The sequence below is a fragment of the Campylobacter sp. BCW_6460 genome, assembly GCF_001762705.1.
Lineage (GTDB): Bacteria > Campylobacterota > Campylobacteria > Campylobacterales > Campylobacteraceae > Campylobacter_D > Campylobacter_D jejuni.
The window spans coordinates 57,089-75,796 of sequence record NZ_MJXI01000003.1; the positions used below are offsets into that span (position 1 = coordinate 57,089).

Below are 18,708 nucleotides of genomic sequence, written 5' to 3' on the forward strand. Positions count from 1 at the left end.
AAAATCATGTTCTATAGTGAAATTTTAGCGGATTTTATTTTCAATCTTAAATATGAAAATATCCCTAATACAGTTGTTCAAAGGGCTAAAGAGCTTATACTTGATAGCCTTGGAACAGCTATAGCAGCAAGCAAAGAAGAATGTGTTTTAAATGCTTTTAAAGCTTTTAAAAATTTAAGTACAGAAAAAAATACTCCTATTTGGGTAAATGATCAAAAATTAGATCCTATATACGCAGCTATGCTAGATGGCATTGCTTCTCATGCGTTAGATTTTGACGATACGCATACAGAGGCGATTTTGCATGCAAGTGCGATTTTAACTCCACTTTGTTTAAGTTATGGTTTTCATGTTAGTAAAGATGCAAAAAAAATCATCAAAGCTTTTATAATAGGCTGGGAAATTGCAGCTAGAATAGGTATTGCAAGTAAAGGCACTTTTCATAAGCGTGGTTTTCATACCACTGCTATTGCAGGAATTTTTGGAAGTGTGAGTGCAAGTGCAATCTTGCTAGATCTTAACAAAGAACAAATCATCAATGCTTTAGGACTTGCAGGAAGTTTTGCAAGTGGGGTTAATGAGTTTTTATCCAATGGATCCAATTCAAAAGTTTTACATATTGCCAATGCTATTAAAAACGGCATTATGGTAGCTCATTTTGCTAAAAACAATATGAGTGGACCTTTGAGTATTTTTGAAGGTAGGGATAATATCTTTAAATGTTTTGGTATAGAAGAAGAATGCGATAAAACAGAACTTAGCAAAGCCTTAGGAGAAATTTGGCAAACTATGCAAGTTTCAATCAAGCCTTATCCAAGTTGTCATTTTGCTCATGGGCTTATTGATTGTGCCATTGCTTTAAAAAATGATGGTTTAAAAGCTGATGAAATTAAAAGTATTCATTGTTTTGTAGATGAAGTTCCTATTTCTTTTATCTGCGATCCTTTGGAAGTAAAATACACTCCAAATAGTGCTTATGAAGCTAAATTTTCGATGCCTTTTTTAATGGCTCTAGGATTCTTTGATGGTAAAATCACTCTTGAATCTTATGAAAATTTAAAGCGTGAAGAAGTACTAGAATTTGCTAAAAAAATCAGTTACGAAAAAAGAAAATCTCAAGGCTTTCCAAAATATTTTCCAGGACATTTAGAAGCCAGTTTGCAAGATGGACGTATAATCCAAAAAGATGTTTTTATCAATAAAGGTAATTTTGATAATCCACTAAGTTTTGAAGAATTAAAAGCTAAATTTTTAGCCAATGCACAAATTTACCTTGATAATGCTAAAGCTAACAAAATTCTAGATCAAATCATCAATCTAGAAAATTTAAACCGCTTTTCTTTTTAAATATTAATCCTTCTTTTTACAAGAAGGATATTTCATTACACTTTTTTATTATAATATTTATTATTAATTTAGGAATTACAATGACTTTAAACGAGTTAAAAGATGGACAAAAGGCTATTATTGTCAATTTAAACGCTCACAAAGAACTCAAAAATAGACTTTTAAGCTTTGGATTTATTAAAAATAAAAACTTGAAAAAAATTCACTCCTCTTTAAAAAATGCCACCATAATGGTAGAACTTGATACAAGTTGTGTTATCCTAAGATCTGATGAAGCTAAAACCATAGAAGTGAATCTTATATGAAAAAAATCAAAATAGCCCTTGTAGGTCAGCCTAATGTAGGCAAAAGTCTTCTTATTAATGCGCTTTGCAAAGCTAATATGAAAGTAGGAAATTTTAGCGGAGTTACTATAGAAAAAGCAAGCGCAAAAACTTTTTACAAAAACTATGAATTTGAAGTCATTGATTTACCAGGAACTTATTCTTTAGATGGATATAGCGAAGAAGAAAAAATCACACGTCATTTTTTAAATCAAAATGACTATGATGTTATTGTTAATGTTTTAGATGCCACCAATTTAGAACGTAATCTTATCCTTAGTGCAGAACTTTTAAGCCTTAATAAAAAAATGCTTTTAGCTTTAAATATGTGCGATGAAGCCAAAAAAGAAGGTATAGAGCTTGACACTTCTGTTTTAAGCCAAGAATTTCAAAGTCAAGTTGTTGAAATTTCAGCAAAAACAAAAGAAAATTTAGAACTTTTGCTGCAAAAAATTATTATTTTATTTGAAAATAAATTTATTCCAAGATCCCAATTTTATACTCCGCTTTGCGAAAAAAGTCCAGAAAAAGAAGATTTATTATATTTTATTAATGAACTTTCAAAAAAAATTATTACACACAAAAAAGAAGAAAGAAATTTAACCAAAAAAATCGATGCCTTACTTATCCATAAATTCTTTGGCTTACCTATATTTTTATTTTTAATGTGGCTTTTATTTCAACTCACCTTTAGCTTAGGACAAATTCCTATGGATTATATAGAATCAGGCTTTAATGCCTTAGGTGAATTTGTTAAAAACAATATTTCTAATACCTTTATCGCTTCAGCTTTGGCTGATGGGATTATCGCAGGTGTTGGCGCTGTGATACTTTTTTTACCTAATATAATGATTTTATTTTTAGGCATAGCTCTTTTAGAAACCACAGGCTATATGTCAAGAGTAGCTTTTTTACTTGATGGGATTTTACATAAATTTGGTTTGCATGGTAAAAGTTTTATTCCACTAATCACTGGCTTTGGTTGTTCGGTACCTGCTTTTATGGCTACACGCACTCTTAAGAACAAAAGAGATAGGCTTTTAACTCTTTTTGTGATCAATTTTATGAGTTGCGGGGCAAGACTTCCTGTATATGTGCTTTTTATCGGTGCTTTTTTTCCAAGTGAAAAAGCAGGAAATTATCTTTTTGGAATTTATATTTTAGGTGCGATTTTAGGACTTTGTGCTGCAAAATTTTTAAGAATGACAGCATTTCGTGGACTTGATGAACCTTTTGTTATGGAAATGCCAAAATATCGTATGCCAAATTGGCATTTAGTTTGGTTTATGGTTTATAATAAAGCCAAAATGTATCTTAAAAAAGCAGGAACTTTCATACTTTTGGCCTCTTTGCTCATATGGTTTGCTAGCAATTTTCCAAAAAGTGAAGAAAATTTAAATGATTTTAATGCTCAAGAAAGAGCTATAGAACAAAGTTATTTAGGACAATTTGGCAAAGGCATAGAACCTATTTTTAAACCCCTTGAGTTAGATTGGAAATTAAGCGTATCTTTAATCAGTGGTTTGGCTGCTAAAGAAGTGATGATCTCAACTATGGGCGTGCTTTATTCACTAGGAAAAGATGTAGATGAAACAAATAATGATTTAAAAGGAATTATCGCTAAAAACATACCTATACCAAGTGCAGTGGCTTTTATTTTATTTGTAATGATTTATAATCCCTGCTTTGCAGCAACTATAGTTTTTTCAAAAGAAAGTGGAAAGCTAAAATACACTCTCTTTCTCTTTCTTTTTACCTGCACAAGTGCTTATATAGTAGCTTTTATAGGGCTTCATATTGCTAAAATTTTATTAAATTAACTTGCTTTTAATGATGAAATTTTAGTAATATTATCTTCAAAAGCTTTTAAAATACTATAAGCAATACCTTCAAAATCAAGCCCACCGCAAAGATAGATTAAAGTCATACGAAAAGATTTACTCACATCAAGCTTTGGTTTTTCAGCGTTTATATTTAACTTAAAATCATAAGGACTTGCATGTTTAAAAGCATAATTTTTTGCCGCAATTAAAAAATCATTCTTATCTTTTAAAAATGCGCCTTTAACCAAAATAAAACTCATCTCAAGATATTTCCAAAAATCTTTTGAAGGCATAGGATTTTCATCAAAATTTTGTTCTATAAAAGCATAGTTTTTCTCAAAAGATTTTTTATAATTTTCTACAAGCAAAGCGCCTAATTTATTTTTAGCTATATTTTGTAAAATAAGTTTTATATTGCTTTCAAATTCAAAATCTATTTGTTCTAAAATTTTAATTTGCTCTTCTAGAAAAAATTCTTGTTTTAACTCTTCATTACAAAGTTTAGCGTAAGAAAAAATACTTGCCATAGGCTTTTCATAATTCCCAAACTCATCCCAAAAATTTTTCTCACTACAGGCTATACAACCATGTCCTGCAGCCACTGGCCAAGAAGTTTTAGCATTGAATTTCACTTTAGGGCAGTTGTTGTAAGTATAAGGTCCTTTACAACCTATCTTAAATAAACAAGCTCCATTCTTTGCAGCTTCATCATCAAAATGTTCAGCAAAAATCCCACTTTCAAATTTCGCCTTTCTTTCACACATATCATGCAAACATTTACCATAAGCCCACATAGGACGATTTTGCTCATCAAGTTCAGGCAAAACTCCAAATAAAGCAAAAAAACTTAAAGTCGTAATGATATTTACATCACTTGGAGGACAACCTGGGATATTTACTACTTTTTGACTTAAGACTTCACTAATACCACAGGTTTTACTAGGATTTGGATAGGCAGCTTGAATACCACCATAACTTGAACAAGTACCCACTGCAAAAATAGCCTTGGCTTTAGCGGCTAGTTTTTCTAAAATTTCATAGCCACTCTCTCCTTGTGCTCCTATAGTAAGAAAAAAGGTATCAATCGCTGCAACACCACCTTCAACCGCTAAAATAAAATCTTCTTCTAAAACATGCTCTAAAAGCTCTTCGGCTTTAGTACCATTTGCTGCCATTAAAGTTTCATGATATTCTAAAGAAAAAAAATCAAAAATAAACTCATCAAAACTTGGCAACTCAGAACGCAACAAACTCTCACTACACCCTGTACATTCACAAAGATGAAGCCATACTAACTTTGTTTTAGGTGCGATTTGAAAAAATCTTTGAGCAAGAGCTGGAATTTCATTGCCTAAAGATAAATGCCTAGCAAGAATTTTTACACTTTCTTCATTGATAACCTTATCCTCTTTTAAAGTAGAATTCTCAAGTTTTTTAATGCGATCTTCAAGTATATTTTTTAATTCTTCATTGCTAAGCTTTGCCATTTTTTATCCTTTTTGATTATCCCAACAAAGAACAGTTTGCCCTTCTTCATTTTTTTCAACATCACCCATACCCATGATGTTATATCCTGCATCAACATAATGTATTTCACCTGTAACACCATTTGCCAAATCGCTAAGTAAATACATAGCCGAATTTCCTACATCTTCTATACTAATATTGCGTTTTAAAGGAGAATTGATTTCATTATATTTTAAAATCATTCTAAAATCCCCTATTCCACTTGCTGCTAAAGTTTTAATAGGACCTGCTGAAATAGCATTAACACGAATTCCTTTTACCCCTAAATCTCTTGCTAAATAACGCACAGAACTTTCAAGTGCAGCTTTTGCTACACCCATAACATTATAATGAGGTACATATTTAACCCCACCAAGATAACTTAAAGTCAAAATCGAACCCTTATCTTTTAAAATAGGTAAAAGCGCACGTGTTAAAGAAAGTAAAGAATACACAGAAGTTTGCATAGCTATATCAAAAGCTTCTTTTGAAGTTTCTAAAAAAGAATTTTCTAAAGCTTCTTTTGGAGCAAAAGCAACCGCATGCACTACAAAATCAATCTCACCTAAATCTTTTTTGATTTTTTCAGCGATAGAATCTAAATGCTCATTATTGTTTACATCAAGCTCATAAACAAAATTAGAATTAAACTCTTGTGCTATAGGTTCTACACGTTTTTTTAAAGCATCATTTAAAAAAGTAAAAGCAAGCTCGGCTCCTTGATCAAAACATGCTTTTGCTATGCCATAAGCAATAGATTTATTATTTGCAACCCCTACAATAAGGCCTTTTTTACCCTTCATAATCATCTTTTATCCTTTGATTAATTTTATAAAATTTTCTACTTTTAAAGCTGCAGAGCCTATCAAAACTCCACCACAATGTTTTACACTTAAAATTTCTTTAATATTATTTTCATTCACACTTCCACCATAAAGCAAAGGTGCCTTAGTTAAACTCGCTAAAAATTCAAGCACTTTAGCGATATCTGTACTTTGTGCGCTCACTCCCGTTCCTATAGAATAAATAGGCTCATAAGCGATAATGAGTTTTTCATAATTTAAATCAATCATTTCAAGTTGTTTTTTTAAAAACTCTAAAGTCTTGCCTGAATTTTTTGTATCTAAATTTTCACCTATACAAAAAACAATTTTATAGCCATGCTCTTTAGCGAAATCAAATTTAGTTCCAATAAGCTCTTCATCTCCTAAAATTCTTCTTTCAGAATGCCCGATTAAAACACATTTGATCCCAAATTCGTCCAAATGCTCTTTTCCAAGCTCGCCTGTAAAAGCACCATTAACACAAGGATAAAAATTTTGGGCTCCTTGTATGAAGTTATTTTCATTTTCTAAAAATGCTACACTAGGTGGGAAAACGATAATATCATCGCATTTTGCTCCCATAGTTTTATTTAAAATTTCAGCATAAATTTTAAAGCTTGCTCTTGTGTGATTGCATTTTAAATTTGCAGCAAAGATCATTCATTTTCCTTAGATCTTAAAGCTTTTACACCTGGAAGTTCTTTACCCTCTATAAGTTCAAGAGAAGCACCACCTCCAGTGGAAATAAAAGTCATTTCATCTGCATCACCTGCACGCGCAACCACATCAGCCGTATCACCGCCTCCAACAACAGAAGTTGCATGTCCTTCGCTGATATAATGACTCATTTTAATGCTACCTTTTGAAAATTTATCAATTTCAAAAACACCCATAGGTCCATTCCACCAAATCGTTTGCGCATCAGAAATCACCTCTTTAAAAAGTCTCACACTCGCAGGTCCTATATCTAAACCCATCCAACCATTTGGAATTTCTTGCGCTGGAACAAATTTCATCGGCGCATCTTGTGAGCACGCAGGAGCGGCTACAACGTCTACTGGAAGATAAATTTTCACTCCTAAATTTTTACCCTTGGTAAGAATTTTATTAGCTTCTTCTAAAAGTTCTTCTTCTAAAAGCGAATTTCCTATATCATAACCTAAAGCTTTTAAAAAAGTAAATGCCATACCTCCGCCTATGATTAATTTATCTACCTTTGGTAATAAATTTGTCAATGCTTGAAGTTTTCCACTTACCTTTGAACCTCCAACAACAGCAACAAAAGGACGTGCTGGATGTTTGATAAGATTGCTTGCAAAATCAATTTCTTTTTGGAGTAAAAATCCTGCACCTTTGTGTTTTTCATCAAAGAATTTAGTAATAGCCTCCACGCTAGAATGTGCTCTATGGCATACTCCAAAAGCATCATTAATATAAACTTGAGCCATAGAGGCAAGTTCTTTGGCTAAATTTTCATCATTTTTAGTTTCGCCTTTTTCAAAACGCAAATTTTCAAGAAGTAAAATTTCACCCGCTTTTAAATTCATAGCTTTGGTTTTTGCATCTTCGCCGATAACATCTTTTGCCATAATAATTTCTTTATCTAAAAGTCTAGCAAGACGCTTAGCAACAGGTTCTAAAGAATATTTAGAGCTAATTTCTTTTGGACGCCCTAAATGAGAGGCTAAAATCACACTACAACCATTATCCAAACAATATCTTATCGTAGGAATAGCTGATCTTATGCGTCTATCATCAGTGATGTTTAAAAAATCATCTTGAGGAACATTAAAATCACATCTTATAAAAACTTTTTTCTTAGTTAAATCAATATCTTTTATAGAAATAATATCACTCATGATTAAGCCTTATTTGCAATATATACTGCCATATCTACTAGACGACTTGAATAGCCCCATTCATTATCATACCAAGCAATCACCTTGATAAAATCATCCGCAATCACTTGAGTTAAATCACTTGCTACAATAGCTCCATAAGAACAAGTGATAAAATCGCTTGAAACTCTTTCATCATCATCCACCATTAAAATGCCTTTTAAATTTGTAGCTGCAGCTTTTCTAAAAGCTTCATTGATTTCATCTTTGCTAACTTTACGGCTTAGTTGTGCAGTTAAATCCACGCTTGATACATCAATCACTGGCACACGCATACTTTGTCCATGAAGCTTGCCATTAAGTTCAGGCATAACAAGTTTCATAGCTTTTGCTGCACCTGTAGAGGTTGGAATGATATTTTGTGCTGCAGCACGAGAACGGCGTTTATCTTTAGCTTTAGCATCAATAATACTTTGTCCATTTGTATAAGCATGTATCGTTGTCATAAGTCCTTTTTCGATACCAAAATTATCTTGTAAAACACGACAAACAGGACCTAAACAATTTGTTGTACAACTTGCATTAGAAATAATGCTTTCACCCTTGTAAAGTTCTGAATTTACTCCTAAAACATAAGTAGGTGTATCATCTTTTGCAGGAGCACTCATGATCACTTTTTGCACTCCCATATCTATAAATTCTTGACATTTTGCCATAGTTAAATGTGCTCCTGTGCACTCTAAAACAATTTGTGTGCCGTATTTTGCAAAGTCAAGATCTTTTACATTGCGACTTTTAAATACTTTGATTTTTTTACCATTTACCACTAAATCATCGCCTTCACTATCAACACTGCCTTTAAATTCACCATGCACTGTATCGTATTTAAAAAGGTATTTTGTAAGTTCAATATCCGTAGTATCATTTATCGCCACAAGCTCAATATCATTTCTTTCTAAGATGATTCTTGCAACACATCTGCCTATGCGTCCAAAACCATTTATAGCAACTTTTACAGCCATTTAATTTCCTTTTGCAAAATATAATGTTAATATTCTACAAAAAAAAGGTTAAAAATTTAATGAAGATAGCACTTTTTGGTGGCAGTTTTGATCCACCACATAATGGTCATAATAGCGTTGTTTTAGAGGCTTTGGAAAAATTAGATATTGATAAGCTTATTATTATGCCTACTTATATCAACCCTTTTAAACAAAGTTTTAGTGCTGATGAAAAGCAAAGATTTTTATGGGTTAAAAAACTTTGGGGACATTTGCCAAAAGTTGAAATTTGCGATTTTGAAACCAAGCAAAAACGCCCTGTTCCTAGCATAGAAAGCGTTAAGTATCTTTATAAGCTTTATAATCCTAGTAAATTTTATCTTTTAATCGGCGCAGATCATTTAGAAAAACTTCATCTTTGGCATGATTTTGAAAAACTTAATTCTTTAGTAGAATTTGTTATTGCCAATCGCAATGATATAGAAATTCCTAAGAATTTCAAAGATTTAAAAACCGATAAAAAAATCGCTTCTTCTTTCATACGCAATACTTTAAATACAAATGAAGTTTGTGAAGAAATTAAAGATGAAGTAAAAAAATATTATGAAAAATTACAAAAAAATTGATACAATTTCAAAAATTAAAGGAAAAGAATGCAAGAAAGAATAGATTTAATCGTTAAAATTTTAGATGAAAAAAAAGCTGAAGATATCAAAACCATTGACATGAGCGAGCAAGAATACTTTGTAAAATATGTCATTATCGCAGCTACTTTAGGAGAAAGACACGCTCTATCTTTGATCGATGAGCTTAAAACACAACTTAAAGCCAAAGGTGAGGAATTTTTAAACATAGATAGTAATGAAGAATGGAGCGTGATTGATCTTGGTGATATTTTAATCCATCTTTTAACACCAGAACATAGAGGAATTTATAATATAGAAGAATTATTAGAAAATCTTAAAAAAGGTAGGGTTTAAAAAGGCTAAATTTAATTAGCCTTTTAATTTTTAGAGATTATCAATATATTCTTTAATTTCTTTTTTGATTTTCTCTTTTTGTTCTTTTAAAGCTTCTTTTTTAGCTTTATACTCAGCCTTACTCATATAATCTTTTTGTTCTTTTAAAGCATCAAGTTCTTTTTCGATTTTTTCCACTTCTTGTTCTTTAAGTTTTTTAGCTTCTAACTTTTTATCATAAAACATAGGATCTTTAGCACAATCATTTTGTACTTGTTTTAAAGCAAGCTCTAAGCTTAAGGTTCTAGCTGTATCATTATGCGCTTTAGAAAAACTGATTTCTTTATTGATACGATCGATTTTTCTATCACATTCACTTGCACCAAAAGCAAAGGCACATAACGAAAGTAAAACAAGTATTTTTTTCATTTTTAATTCCTTTTTAAAATAAATTTAAATCGCAAAATATTATCTCATCAATTCTTAAGCCTAGCTTTTATATCATCAAATAAAGTAAATACCATACTTTCAAGCTCTTTTGCTCTTTCTAAAGAAGTTGCTTCAAAGCGTGTGATAAGATAAGGGCTGGTGTTAGATGCACGAAGCAAAGCCCATCCATCGCCAAAATCTATCCTAGCTCCATCGATTTCACAAAGACTTTTAACACCTTTTAAAGCTCCTTTTTCAATCTCTTTTTGAAATTCTTCCACAAGTTTAAATTTTTCTTCTTCATTTACAGGAATTTTAATTTCAGGCGTAGTATAAAGTTTTGGTAAAGCTTTAATCATACTTTCTAAATCAAAACCTTTATAAACAAGTTCTAAGGCTCTTAAAAATGCGTAAATTCCATCATCATAACCAAAATATCTATGTTTAAAGAAAATATGTCCGCTCACTTCAGCAGCCAAATCAATATCTTTTTCTTTCATCATTTTTTTGATATTAGAATGTCCTGTTTTTCCCATAAAAATAGTTCCAAATTTAGCCACTTCATCAAAAAGATTTTTAGAACATTTTACCTCACCTAAAATGCGTGGATTAGGAATATTTTTAGCAAACAAATAACAAAGCTCATCCCCGCAAAATACATGAGTTTTACTCAAAGCAACCATTCTATCAGCATCCCCATCAAAAGCAAAAGCTAAAGAATAATCTTGATTTTGATTTAAAAACTCTCTAATTGCACTTAAGTTTTCTTCTTCTGTAGGATCTGGAGCGTGGTTTGGAAACTGTCCATCAGGCTCTGCAAACATTACATGAGCTTTTAAATTTAAAGCCTTGATTAAAGGCTTTATCACCACTCCAGCCGCACCATTTGTGCAATCAACACCAAATTTATAATTAAAATCCTTTAAAAAACTAAATTGCTCGCACATAAATTTCACATAAAGGCTTAAAATATCGTATTTTTCTACTTCTAAATTTTCTTCAATCTCATCATCTAAATGCTTATAAACTTCTTTTGAAAACTCTTTTAATTCTACACCAAAAAAACTTTCTTTATTGATAGTGATTTTAAAACCATTATAATCTTTTGGGTTATGAGAGCCTGTTATCATAACATTTGCATCAAATTTCAAGCCCTCATAAAGACTAAAATATCCCAATGGAGTTGGTACAAGCCCTATATCATAGATTTTTATTCCCGCTTTGTTAAGTCCACTTACTAGATAATTAAAAAGTTCATTTGCACTATATCTTGCATCATAGCCCACACTTACATTTTTACAGCCTTTATTTAGAATGGTTTGTCCCAAGCAAAAACCTATAGCCTTAACACTTTTTTCATTTAGTTCTTTGCCATAAAGCCCTCTTATATCATATTCTCTAAAAATCACATCTAACATTTTTTTCCTTTAAATTCATCTCTTCTTTAACCTAAATTTATCGTTTTTCTAAAGCAAATTTGGATAGAAAAGAAATTTTTGCTACAATTTTACATTAATTTCACTAAATGAAGGAAAATTTATGGATGAAGAATTAGAAAACGAAGAAACGAAAAAGAAAAAAGGCGGTTCACTTGTAATTATTATTGTTATTTTACTTTTTGTTTTACTTCTTAGTATTATGGGAGTGATTGCTTGGCTTATTTCAAGCAGTTCAAGTGATGAAAGTGAAGTCAAAGAAGCTCCAAAAGAAGAAGCAAAAGCTGATAAACCTAAAGTTTCAGCTCCTACTCAGCGAGGTAGTGATTTTGCTAATATAGGTCCTATGTACCCACTTGATCCTTTTACCCTAAATTTACTTAGCGATAGCGGCTCAAGATATGTAAAATGCACTATAGAACTAGAACAAAATAGCGAACTTTTAAAACCTGAACTTGATAAAAAAGTCCCGGTGATTCGTGATATTATTATTCGTACATTAACAGCTAAAACTTTTGAAGAAGTAAGTACACAAAAAGGCAAAGAACGTTTAAAAGATGAGCTAGTTGGAAAAATCAATGAAATTTTAACCGATGGCTTTATTAAAAATGTTTATTTTACGGATTTTGTAGTTTCTTAAATGCGTGTAGGCTGTGATATCATCGCCATTTCTAGGATAGAAAAAATTCATTCTAGACATGGCAAAAATTTTTTGGATAAATTTCTAAGCCCAAAAGAACAAATACTCATTAAAAATCCAGCAACTCTAGCAGGTCTTTGGGCTGCTAAAGAAGCTGCTAGCAAGGCTTTGGGTGTTGGAATTTGTGAATTATGCAGTTTTTTTGATATTGAAATATCAAAAGATGAAAAAAACGCGCCTAAATTAAAATATTCTCAAAAAATTACAAAAAATTTTAATATCACTCAAACTTCCCTAAGCATTTCTCATGATAATGGTTTTGCTATAGCCATAGTGGCTATAGTTTGATTATTTTCCTATAGTTTGCTTGTCTAAATTTCTTGAAAGTATGAAATCTACCACAGGTTGTTCTCTTTTATTTGCTCTTTTACAATGATCTTTTTGAAAAAAATCTGTGATTTTTATAACAATCCTTGCCCATTTTTTACGATTTCTTTCACGCCACGCATGAGAAGAAACGCTCTCCCAAGCATAGCCATTAAACAAGCTTGCATTTACAAAATGATCTAAGGCTCTAACACCCTGTCTTGCTCGTGCGGTATTAAAAAAAGTTCCTATAATCACGATAAAAAGATATCCTAAAACTGCTAAAGGTACTATTGCACAAAGCAGAATAGTCCCTGCTAATTTTTCTTTTAAGCTTCCTTTTAAAGTGCGTTTTACACGACGACGAAAATTGGCACGAATTTTAGTTCTAACTCTTTTCATAACTCTCTTTTGCTAAATTTTATCCTCATACCATTAGCCGAACGCACCGTTAAACGGCCTACTACATCAGGTACAAAACCTTCTTCAAGTTCTAGTTTGTAAGTTTTTAAAATATTAGCCAAAATCAAAATCGCTTCTTGCATAGCAAAACCTTGTCCTATGCAAATTCTTTCCCCTACACCAAAAGGCAAATAAGCATCTTTTTTGTATTCTCCTTCAAAACGAGAAGGATTAAATCCATGTGGATTTGTCCAAAATTCTTCATGTCTGTGTATCAGCCAAGGAGCAATCACCACCCCAGAACCTTTTTTAATAAGCTTATCTCTAACTTGGGTATCTTTTTTTGCCTCTCTTGCAAAAAATCCAACAGGAGGATAAAGTCTTAAAGATTCTTTAAAAATATTTGTTAAGTATTTAAACTGTCTTAGATGCGAAATTTCAATGGCTCCACCCTGTAAAACCTGAGTAATCTCCTCATAAGCTTTTTCTTGCTCCTTAGGATAAAGACTAAGCAAATAAAGCGTCCATGTCAAAGAACTTGCTGTGGTTTCATGTCCTGCTAAAAAAAGCATAGCCACTTGATCTAAAATTTCCTCAAAAGAAAAACGCTTATTTGTATCCGCATCCACTACTAAAAGCAAAGATCCTAAAATATCTTCAAATTCTGCATTATCTGCCGTATCATATCTTGGCTTTATGATGTCACTTAAAACCTGCCTAATCACATCTCCGGCCTTAGCACGCTTACGATCTCCTAAAACATAAGAAAGCCATTTTGGAAAACGAAACATACGACGCATGGCTGTATGCACACTTTGCTCTTGAAAAGTCACAAAGGCATTTAAGATTTTTTTACCTTTTTCCTCATCGAGTTTTGAAGACATAATGGTACGAAAAATCACATCAGCGGTAATAAAAGTCATAGCTTCATCTACTTCAATAACAGCATGATTTGGATACTTGCTAAAACGATCCATCATATCTGCCACGGCTTCACTCATAAGATTAAACACTTTATTGATACGAGTCATTTCAAAACTTGGACGCAAAAGCTCTCTTTGCTTTTTCCAAACTTCACCATTTGTAGTAAAAATGCTCTCTCCTAAAAGCGGACTTAAAAGCTCATGCAAAAATGCACTTTTAGGAAATTCTCTAACTTCATCAACCATCATTCTTTTAACTTCTTTAGTGTCATTTATAACATAAAGATCAAAATTTGGCATCTTCACATAGCCTGTTTGCATTTTATAACTACGCTCATAAAGCCCATCAAGCCAAGATCTACGCTTTAACAAAAAAGTTAAAAGTGTAGAAGCCTTATTTTTATAAGGTTTTGGAAAAAAGGGACATTCGCTCATATTTTTACCTTTTCTTCTAAAAATTTAGGCATTATGATGAAAGAAAAAAAATCATAACCACCTTTAACACTAATGCTATAAAGATATAAAAAGTGTGCTTTGTTTTTATCTCTTTTTATTTTTTTATACTCATGTTTTTCATATAAAGTGTGAAATTTAGCACTTAAAAATGGGGGTGTAAATTTAGCATTTACACCACTCGTGCGGAAAAAATCCACTTGAGGAAAACATGCTCCATCAATAATCGATGTGTAATCATACCATTTTAAATCAAACCTTGAAACAAATTCAAGCTTCTTTCTAAATTCACCTGCTTTTTTTTGATAACTCACTAAAGGTATGCATTCTCCTAGAGTAAGAATTTTTAATTTACAAAGTAAAGATAAATCTAAATTTTGTCTTAAAATACACTCCAAAACTTCTATACAAACTATAGTTCCAACACTATGCGCTACTAAAATAAGTTCATAATCTTGTTTGCTTTCGTTTTGTTTTAGCTTCTCAACTATAACATTTGCAAAAAGCTTGATTCTTTCTTGCATAATGCCTTTTTTTTTATCTTGCCAAGTAGCACAAAAAGCACAAATTCTTGCTATCCAAAATACAGCTAATTTCTTACCTAATTTAAATAAAAAATGATTTAGTAAAAATCCTAAAAAACATCCTATGATGATAGCTAAAGAAAAATGCATATAATTTTGCAAAAAAGCAAAACTTCCAAAAGCTAAAACCAAAGAAAATAGTAAAGAAAATAACACATAAAAAAAAGGATAATAACCTGTGATAAGTTGATAAATCGACTCTTTACCAAATTTGATAAAAAGTCCTGTGATAGTATAAATTCTAAAAAAACTATAACAATCCGCTAAAGCATCTTTGTAATTTTCTGACCAATTTTTCTTAACAATATCATTCCATGTTAAAAAATGATATTTAGTTTGCACTCCCTCGCAAGAAATTTTAAAAAAAGGAAATTGCTCATTTTTTTCAATTTTACTTAAATCAGTCTTAATGTTAAAAGCATGAGAATAATCTTTTAGGTTTTTTTTAAATAAATCATAATAAAATCTATAACTTTTAGGATCATATCCTGCTATATAAAATACTTCCCTATCCATACAATATTTCTTTTTACTTTTAATTATAACAACTTTGCTTTAAAAGCTCTCTTAATCAAAGCTTTTTAGTCTTATTTATCTAAAAAGAAATTTTTGTAAAAATTGCCGTTGAATTGATTAGTTTGTAAAAGGTATTTCTTAAAATTACATGCCAAAATAGGATTGGGTTTATAAGCATGAGCTTCACGCCAAAAAAATTGAAGCTTCTTTGGATAAGATAAGCCTTCAAAATCATAAAAAGCATTGCCACAAACCTTAGTCGGACAGCCTTCTAAAATAGCACTAAGGCCTACTGTTGAATTTATAGTAATACAACCTAAAGCCTTTCTTAAAAGAACTGGCAAGTGGGTATCATGAACATATAAAACCCTTCCTTCTACATGATATTTTTGACTTAAATCATTTATGAGTTTAGAATAATTCTTATAACCCCTATCCATGGGATGGTGTTTAAAAACTAGATAAGATTTAGCTCTTGCATGGTTTGCAAAAGAAAGTATGGTTTCCTCTATAAAGTGCTCTATGCTTTTTTTGTAATGATATTTAATTTGCGTATCGCTATAAACTTGTAAAATCGCCAAAAAGTACTTTTTTTCTAAATTATAAATCTTTTCATTTAGTTTTTTTTCTGTAATCTTGTAAAGATATTTTCTGTATAAAGATCTAAACCAAAATAAAAATTCAAAAGGATATAAAGTGCGATGATGAAGTTTGTTGTTAAAAAATGGGGCCAAAATAAAAGCAAACAACCAATACAAAAAGGCATCAAAAGCCATAAATTTAAATCCACCTGGAATTTCTTTTATGCTTTCTTTGGTAAAAATATTTTGAGAAAGATAAAAATTTTTATCACGCGGTAAAGAAGAATTTGCATTCACCCCATCTTTTTCCAAAGTAATACAATAAGGCCTTAAATATCCTTCTTCAAAAATCCATATTTCAACTCCTAATTCTTTAGCCACTTTAATAGCCTTAGCATGGATAATACGACAATCATTATACATTAAAATAGCATCGATTTTTTTGCTTTGAAAAAAATCTCTATAGAAATTTTCAAGATCTTTTTCATCGCACTTACACCTCGTTCCACTAGGATAGAAAAAAAAATCTCCACCGTTAAAATTGAGTTTAAAAACTTTGGTTTGTTTTTTTTTCATTTTTATTGCAAGAAGGTGAAAAAAATTTCCCACAGGTCCTTGCAAGAGTAAAACATTTTTACCGCTAAATTCTTTTTTAATTTTGGTGCTAAATCTCATTTCTTTGCTAAAAATTCATAAAATCTTCTTATTTTTCTAAGTATAAAAGTTTTAAAATCTATTGCCAATTTTATATATTTTTTTGAAAAATAAGCTTTTTGTAAATTTAGCATTATATCTAAACAAACTTCAATTTCACATAAAGTTTTTGTTTTAGGATTTATATATCTTGGATATGTGATCAAAGCACCTGCTACAAGCTCTTCTAGGCTTAGTTTTCTTGTTCTTCTTTCGCATCTATATTTATCTTTTGTTAAACCCCAGCCCGCATAAAAAGGCATGCCATAAGTAAAAACTTTTTTAGCTCTTAAAAGAGCATCAAAACCACTTGTAGAAGTAATAGTGTGAATTTCATCAGCAATTTTTATAGCACTATCAATACTGCAATCTTTTACAATCTCATCACAAAATTCCAAGATGAGTGTTTCATCTTTTAAACCTACACGGTTGCCGCTTAACACATCAGGATGGGGTTTAAAGATGATATAAGCATCTTGATTTTTAGAACGTACCTCCTTAAGCAAATCAAGAGTAGATAAGCCAAAACCTCCTAAAATCATCGAAGCATCATCTTCAACTTGAGCGGGGATTAAAATAACCTTTTGTCCTATTTTGGCATTGATTTTTAAGTCTTCATGCTTTAAACCATTATATTTTGAAAAGCGGTTCTCAAGTAAGGTTTTTATAATATTTTTTGCCCTATTTAGCATATTTTTATCAAAAATTTCATTTTGCAAAAGTTCTTCTAATTTGCTTACTTTATTTGGATCTATGTAAAGTCCTTTATCATCAACGATTAAAGAAAAAGGGCGCGTAAGATCAGAACCTAGTGAAATTGAGCGGATAAAACCATCTTCCACTAAAGAAACTTTAGGGGTAAAACTAGTTAAATTTTGCTCTTTTGCCTTTACTAAAAGCAAATTTTTAAGAGTATTTTCATCATATTTTTTACCCCAAATAAAGAATTTATCATCTTCTTTAAGCTTGTATCTAGCTAAAGATTTAATAGAATTTAAAAAAATAATTTCATTATTTTTAGCCTTAAAAAAAGGCTTGATAAAATACCTTTTCCATAAGGTAAAGCCTAGCATAAAAAGTCTATTAGAATTTGCCTTTTCTATATCTTTATATTTTGCTAAAGTTTGAATAGTATCAAAAATATTACTTTTTTGATTTAAATAAGGATTAAAATACTCGCTATAAAGTATATAAGCAGCATAGAAAACTTCTTCTAAACTTCTTTTTTGCATCCTTCTTTTACACTCTAATTTATCTTTTGTTAGACCCCAACCTGCATAAAATGGCATGCCATAACAAACACACTCGCATTCTTGTATCAAAGCTTCAAAACCCATACCAGAAGTTTTAGTATAAACCTTATCAAAAAACTCAAGCAAGGCTATGGGATTAAAATTTTCACTGATTAAAATACATTCTTTAGGTAAGGAATTTATATCTAAATCACTTTGTTTTTTACCACTTAAAACATCAGGATGGATTTTTATATAAATTTTAGAATCAGGATTTTCTTTTATGGCATCTTTTATCATATCGACAGTTTTAAAATCTTTAGCAAGCCCAAATTCAAGAGAGGCATCATTGGCCGTTTGAGCAATAATTAAAACACGTTTTTCATCTTTTTGAAAATAATCATCTGGGATATCAAGATTGTTATTATACTTGCTAATTTTATATTTTTTGATAAGCTCTATAGCTTTTTTAGCTTGCTTGATTTCTTCACCTTTAAATTCATAAGTATTTAAAAGATTTTCAAGTTTTGAAGGCATTGTTGCATCATAATAAATGCCTATATCATCTTTAACCATAGAAAAACTTGGGCTATTTTCAACCCCTAAGTTTAATGAGCGGATAAATCCATCTTCTAAAAGTATGAATTTAGTATTATATTTTTTAGCTAAATTCATAGCTTTTAAACCTGATTTTTTACGTCCCCAGCCAAAGAAAAGATCATCTTTGTTGATTTTTAAATTTTTCTTATATAAAAAAATGGTATAAAAATTTTTAACATTAGTGATAAGTTTTTTTGATGTTGAGTAATACTTCATAAATATTTCTTTTAAA

At 30.8% G+C, this 18,708-nt stretch carries 18 protein-coding genes and 1 pseudogene; 7 read left to right on the top strand and 12 right to left on the bottom strand.

The features are described from left to right. The first annotated feature begins 6 nt into the window (after positions 1-6). The 3 genes from AJ881_RS02125 (at position 7) to feoB (ending at position 3,490) form a co-directional block, all read left to right on the top strand. Positions 7-1,347 carry an MmgE/PrpD family protein gene (locus tag AJ881_RS02125; protein WP_070283196.1) on the top strand — a complete coding sequence of 447 codons (1,341 nt, stop codon included), beginning with the start codon at positions 7-9 and terminating at the stop codon, positions 1,345-1,347. Between the two features lie 80 nt (positions 1,348-1,427). Further along, on the top strand, positions 1,428-1,652 hold the full coding sequence (locus AJ881_RS02130; RefSeq protein ID WP_002779147.1) for a ferrous iron transport protein A: 225 nt from the start codon (positions 1,428-1,430) through the stop codon (positions 1,650-1,652). Beyond that, the gene (feoB, locus tag AJ881_RS02135) at positions 1,649-3,490 is read left to right on the top strand and encodes a ferrous iron transport protein B (protein WP_070261100.1); all 1,842 of its coding nucleotides are present in this window, start codon (positions 1,649-1,651) and stop codon (positions 3,488-3,490) included. Before AJ881_RS02130 ends, feoB begins: the two co-directional genes overlap by 4 nt. Here feoB and AJ881_RS02140 read toward each other — a convergent pair. Genes AJ881_RS02140 through gap form a run of 5 tightly spaced genes read right to left on the bottom strand, consistent with a single transcriptional unit; the run spans position 3,487 to position 8,683 of the window. Further along, entirely contained in the window at positions 3,487-4,980 is a 1,494-nt protein-coding gene (locus AJ881_RS02140; protein WP_070283195.1) for a hydrogenase small subunit, read from the bottom strand. The two genes, feoB and AJ881_RS02140, sit on opposite strands and share 4 nt — an antisense overlap. 3 nt (positions 4,981-4,983) lie before the next feature. After that, complete coding sequence (gene fabI, locus AJ881_RS02145) at positions 4,984-5,808, bottom strand: enoyl-ACP reductase FabI (RefSeq protein WP_070283194.1); 825 nt, start codon at positions 5,806-5,808, stop codon at positions 4,984-4,986. 3 nt (positions 5,809-5,811) lie between these two features. Beyond that, positions 5,812-6,483: a triose-phosphate isomerase gene (locus tag AJ881_RS02150; protein WP_070283193.1), complete on the bottom strand. Its 672-nt coding sequence runs from the start codon at positions 6,481-6,483 to the stop codon at positions 5,812-5,814. Next, on the bottom strand, positions 6,480-7,682 hold the full coding sequence (locus AJ881_RS02155; protein ID WP_070283192.1) for a phosphoglycerate kinase: 1,203 nt from the start codon (positions 7,680-7,682) through the stop codon (positions 6,480-6,482). Before AJ881_RS02155 ends, AJ881_RS02150 begins: the two co-directional genes overlap by 4 nt. Positions 7,683-7,684: 2 nt before the next feature. Further along, the gene (gap, locus tag AJ881_RS02160) at positions 7,685-8,683 is read right to left on the bottom strand and encodes a type I glyceraldehyde-3-phosphate dehydrogenase (protein WP_002866687.1); all 999 of its coding nucleotides are present in this window, start codon (positions 8,681-8,683) and stop codon (positions 7,685-7,687) included. Positions 8,684-8,742: 59 nt separating this feature from the next. Here gap and nadD point away from each other — a divergent pair, with 59 nt between their 5' ends. Beyond that, entirely contained in the window at positions 8,743-9,288 is a 546-nt protein-coding gene (gene nadD / locus AJ881_RS02165) for a nicotinate (nicotinamide) nucleotide adenylyltransferase (RefSeq protein ID WP_002862071.1), read from the top strand. Positions 9,289-9,315: 27 nt separating this feature from the next. Next, positions 9,316-9,642: a ribosome silencing factor gene (rsfS, locus tag AJ881_RS02170; protein ID WP_070283191.1), complete on the top strand. Its 327-nt coding sequence runs from the start codon at positions 9,316-9,318 to the stop codon at positions 9,640-9,642. Between the two features lie 30 nt (positions 9,643-9,672). On the opposite strand, the gene AJ881_RS02175 is transcribed toward rsfS, so the two are convergent. Next, on the bottom strand, positions 9,673-10,050 hold the full coding sequence (locus tag AJ881_RS02175; RefSeq protein ID WP_002932559.1) for a DUF1090 family protein: 378 nt from the start codon (positions 10,048-10,050) through the stop codon (positions 9,673-9,675). 47 nt (positions 10,051-10,097) lie between these two features. Beyond that, positions 10,098-11,487: pseudogene (pgmL, locus tag AJ881_RS02180) on the bottom strand (phosphoglucosamine mutase PgmL). Positions 11,488-11,589: 102 nt separating this feature from the next. Between pgmL and fliL the strand changes: the two are divergent. Next, entirely contained in the window at positions 11,590-12,126 is a 537-nt protein-coding gene (gene fliL / locus AJ881_RS02185) for a flagellar basal body-associated protein FliL (RefSeq protein ID WP_002855429.1), read from the top strand. Next, the gene (gene acpS / locus AJ881_RS02190) at positions 12,127-12,474 is read left to right on the top strand and encodes a holo-ACP synthase (RefSeq protein ID WP_002866684.1); all 348 of its coding nucleotides are present in this window, start codon (positions 12,127-12,129) and stop codon (positions 12,472-12,474) included. Here acpS and AJ881_RS02195 read toward each other — a convergent pair whose 3' ends face one another. The 5 genes from AJ881_RS02195 to AJ881_RS02215 form a co-directional block, all read right to left on the bottom strand. Further along, entirely contained in the window at positions 12,475-12,894 is a 420-nt protein-coding gene (locus tag AJ881_RS02195; RefSeq protein WP_002862076.1) for a hypothetical protein, read from the bottom strand. Beyond that, entirely contained in the window at positions 12,891-14,252 is a 1,362-nt protein-coding gene (locus AJ881_RS02200; RefSeq protein WP_070283189.1) for a cytochrome P450, read from the bottom strand. Before AJ881_RS02200 ends, AJ881_RS02195 begins: the two co-directional genes overlap by 4 nt. After that, positions 14,249-15,370 carry a hypothetical protein gene (locus AJ881_RS02205; protein WP_052794922.1) on the bottom strand — a complete coding sequence of 374 codons (1,122 nt, stop codon included), beginning with the start codon at positions 15,368-15,370 and terminating at the stop codon, positions 14,249-14,251. The genes AJ881_RS02200 and AJ881_RS02205 overlap by 4 nt, the downstream gene beginning before the upstream one ends. A gap of 71 nt (positions 15,371-15,441) precedes the next feature. Next, on the bottom strand, positions 15,442-16,626 hold the full coding sequence (gene kpsS, locus AJ881_RS02210; RefSeq protein WP_022552397.1) for a capsule polysaccharide modification protein KpsS: 1,185 nt from the start codon (positions 16,624-16,626) through the stop codon (positions 15,442-15,444). After that, on the bottom strand, positions 16,623-18,692 hold the full coding sequence (locus tag AJ881_RS02215; protein WP_070283188.1) for a capsular polysaccharide biosynthesis protein: 2,070 nt from the start codon (positions 18,690-18,692) through the stop codon (positions 16,623-16,625). The genes kpsS and AJ881_RS02215 overlap by 4 nt, the downstream gene beginning before the upstream one ends. Positions 18,693-18,708 lie beyond the last annotated feature (16 nt).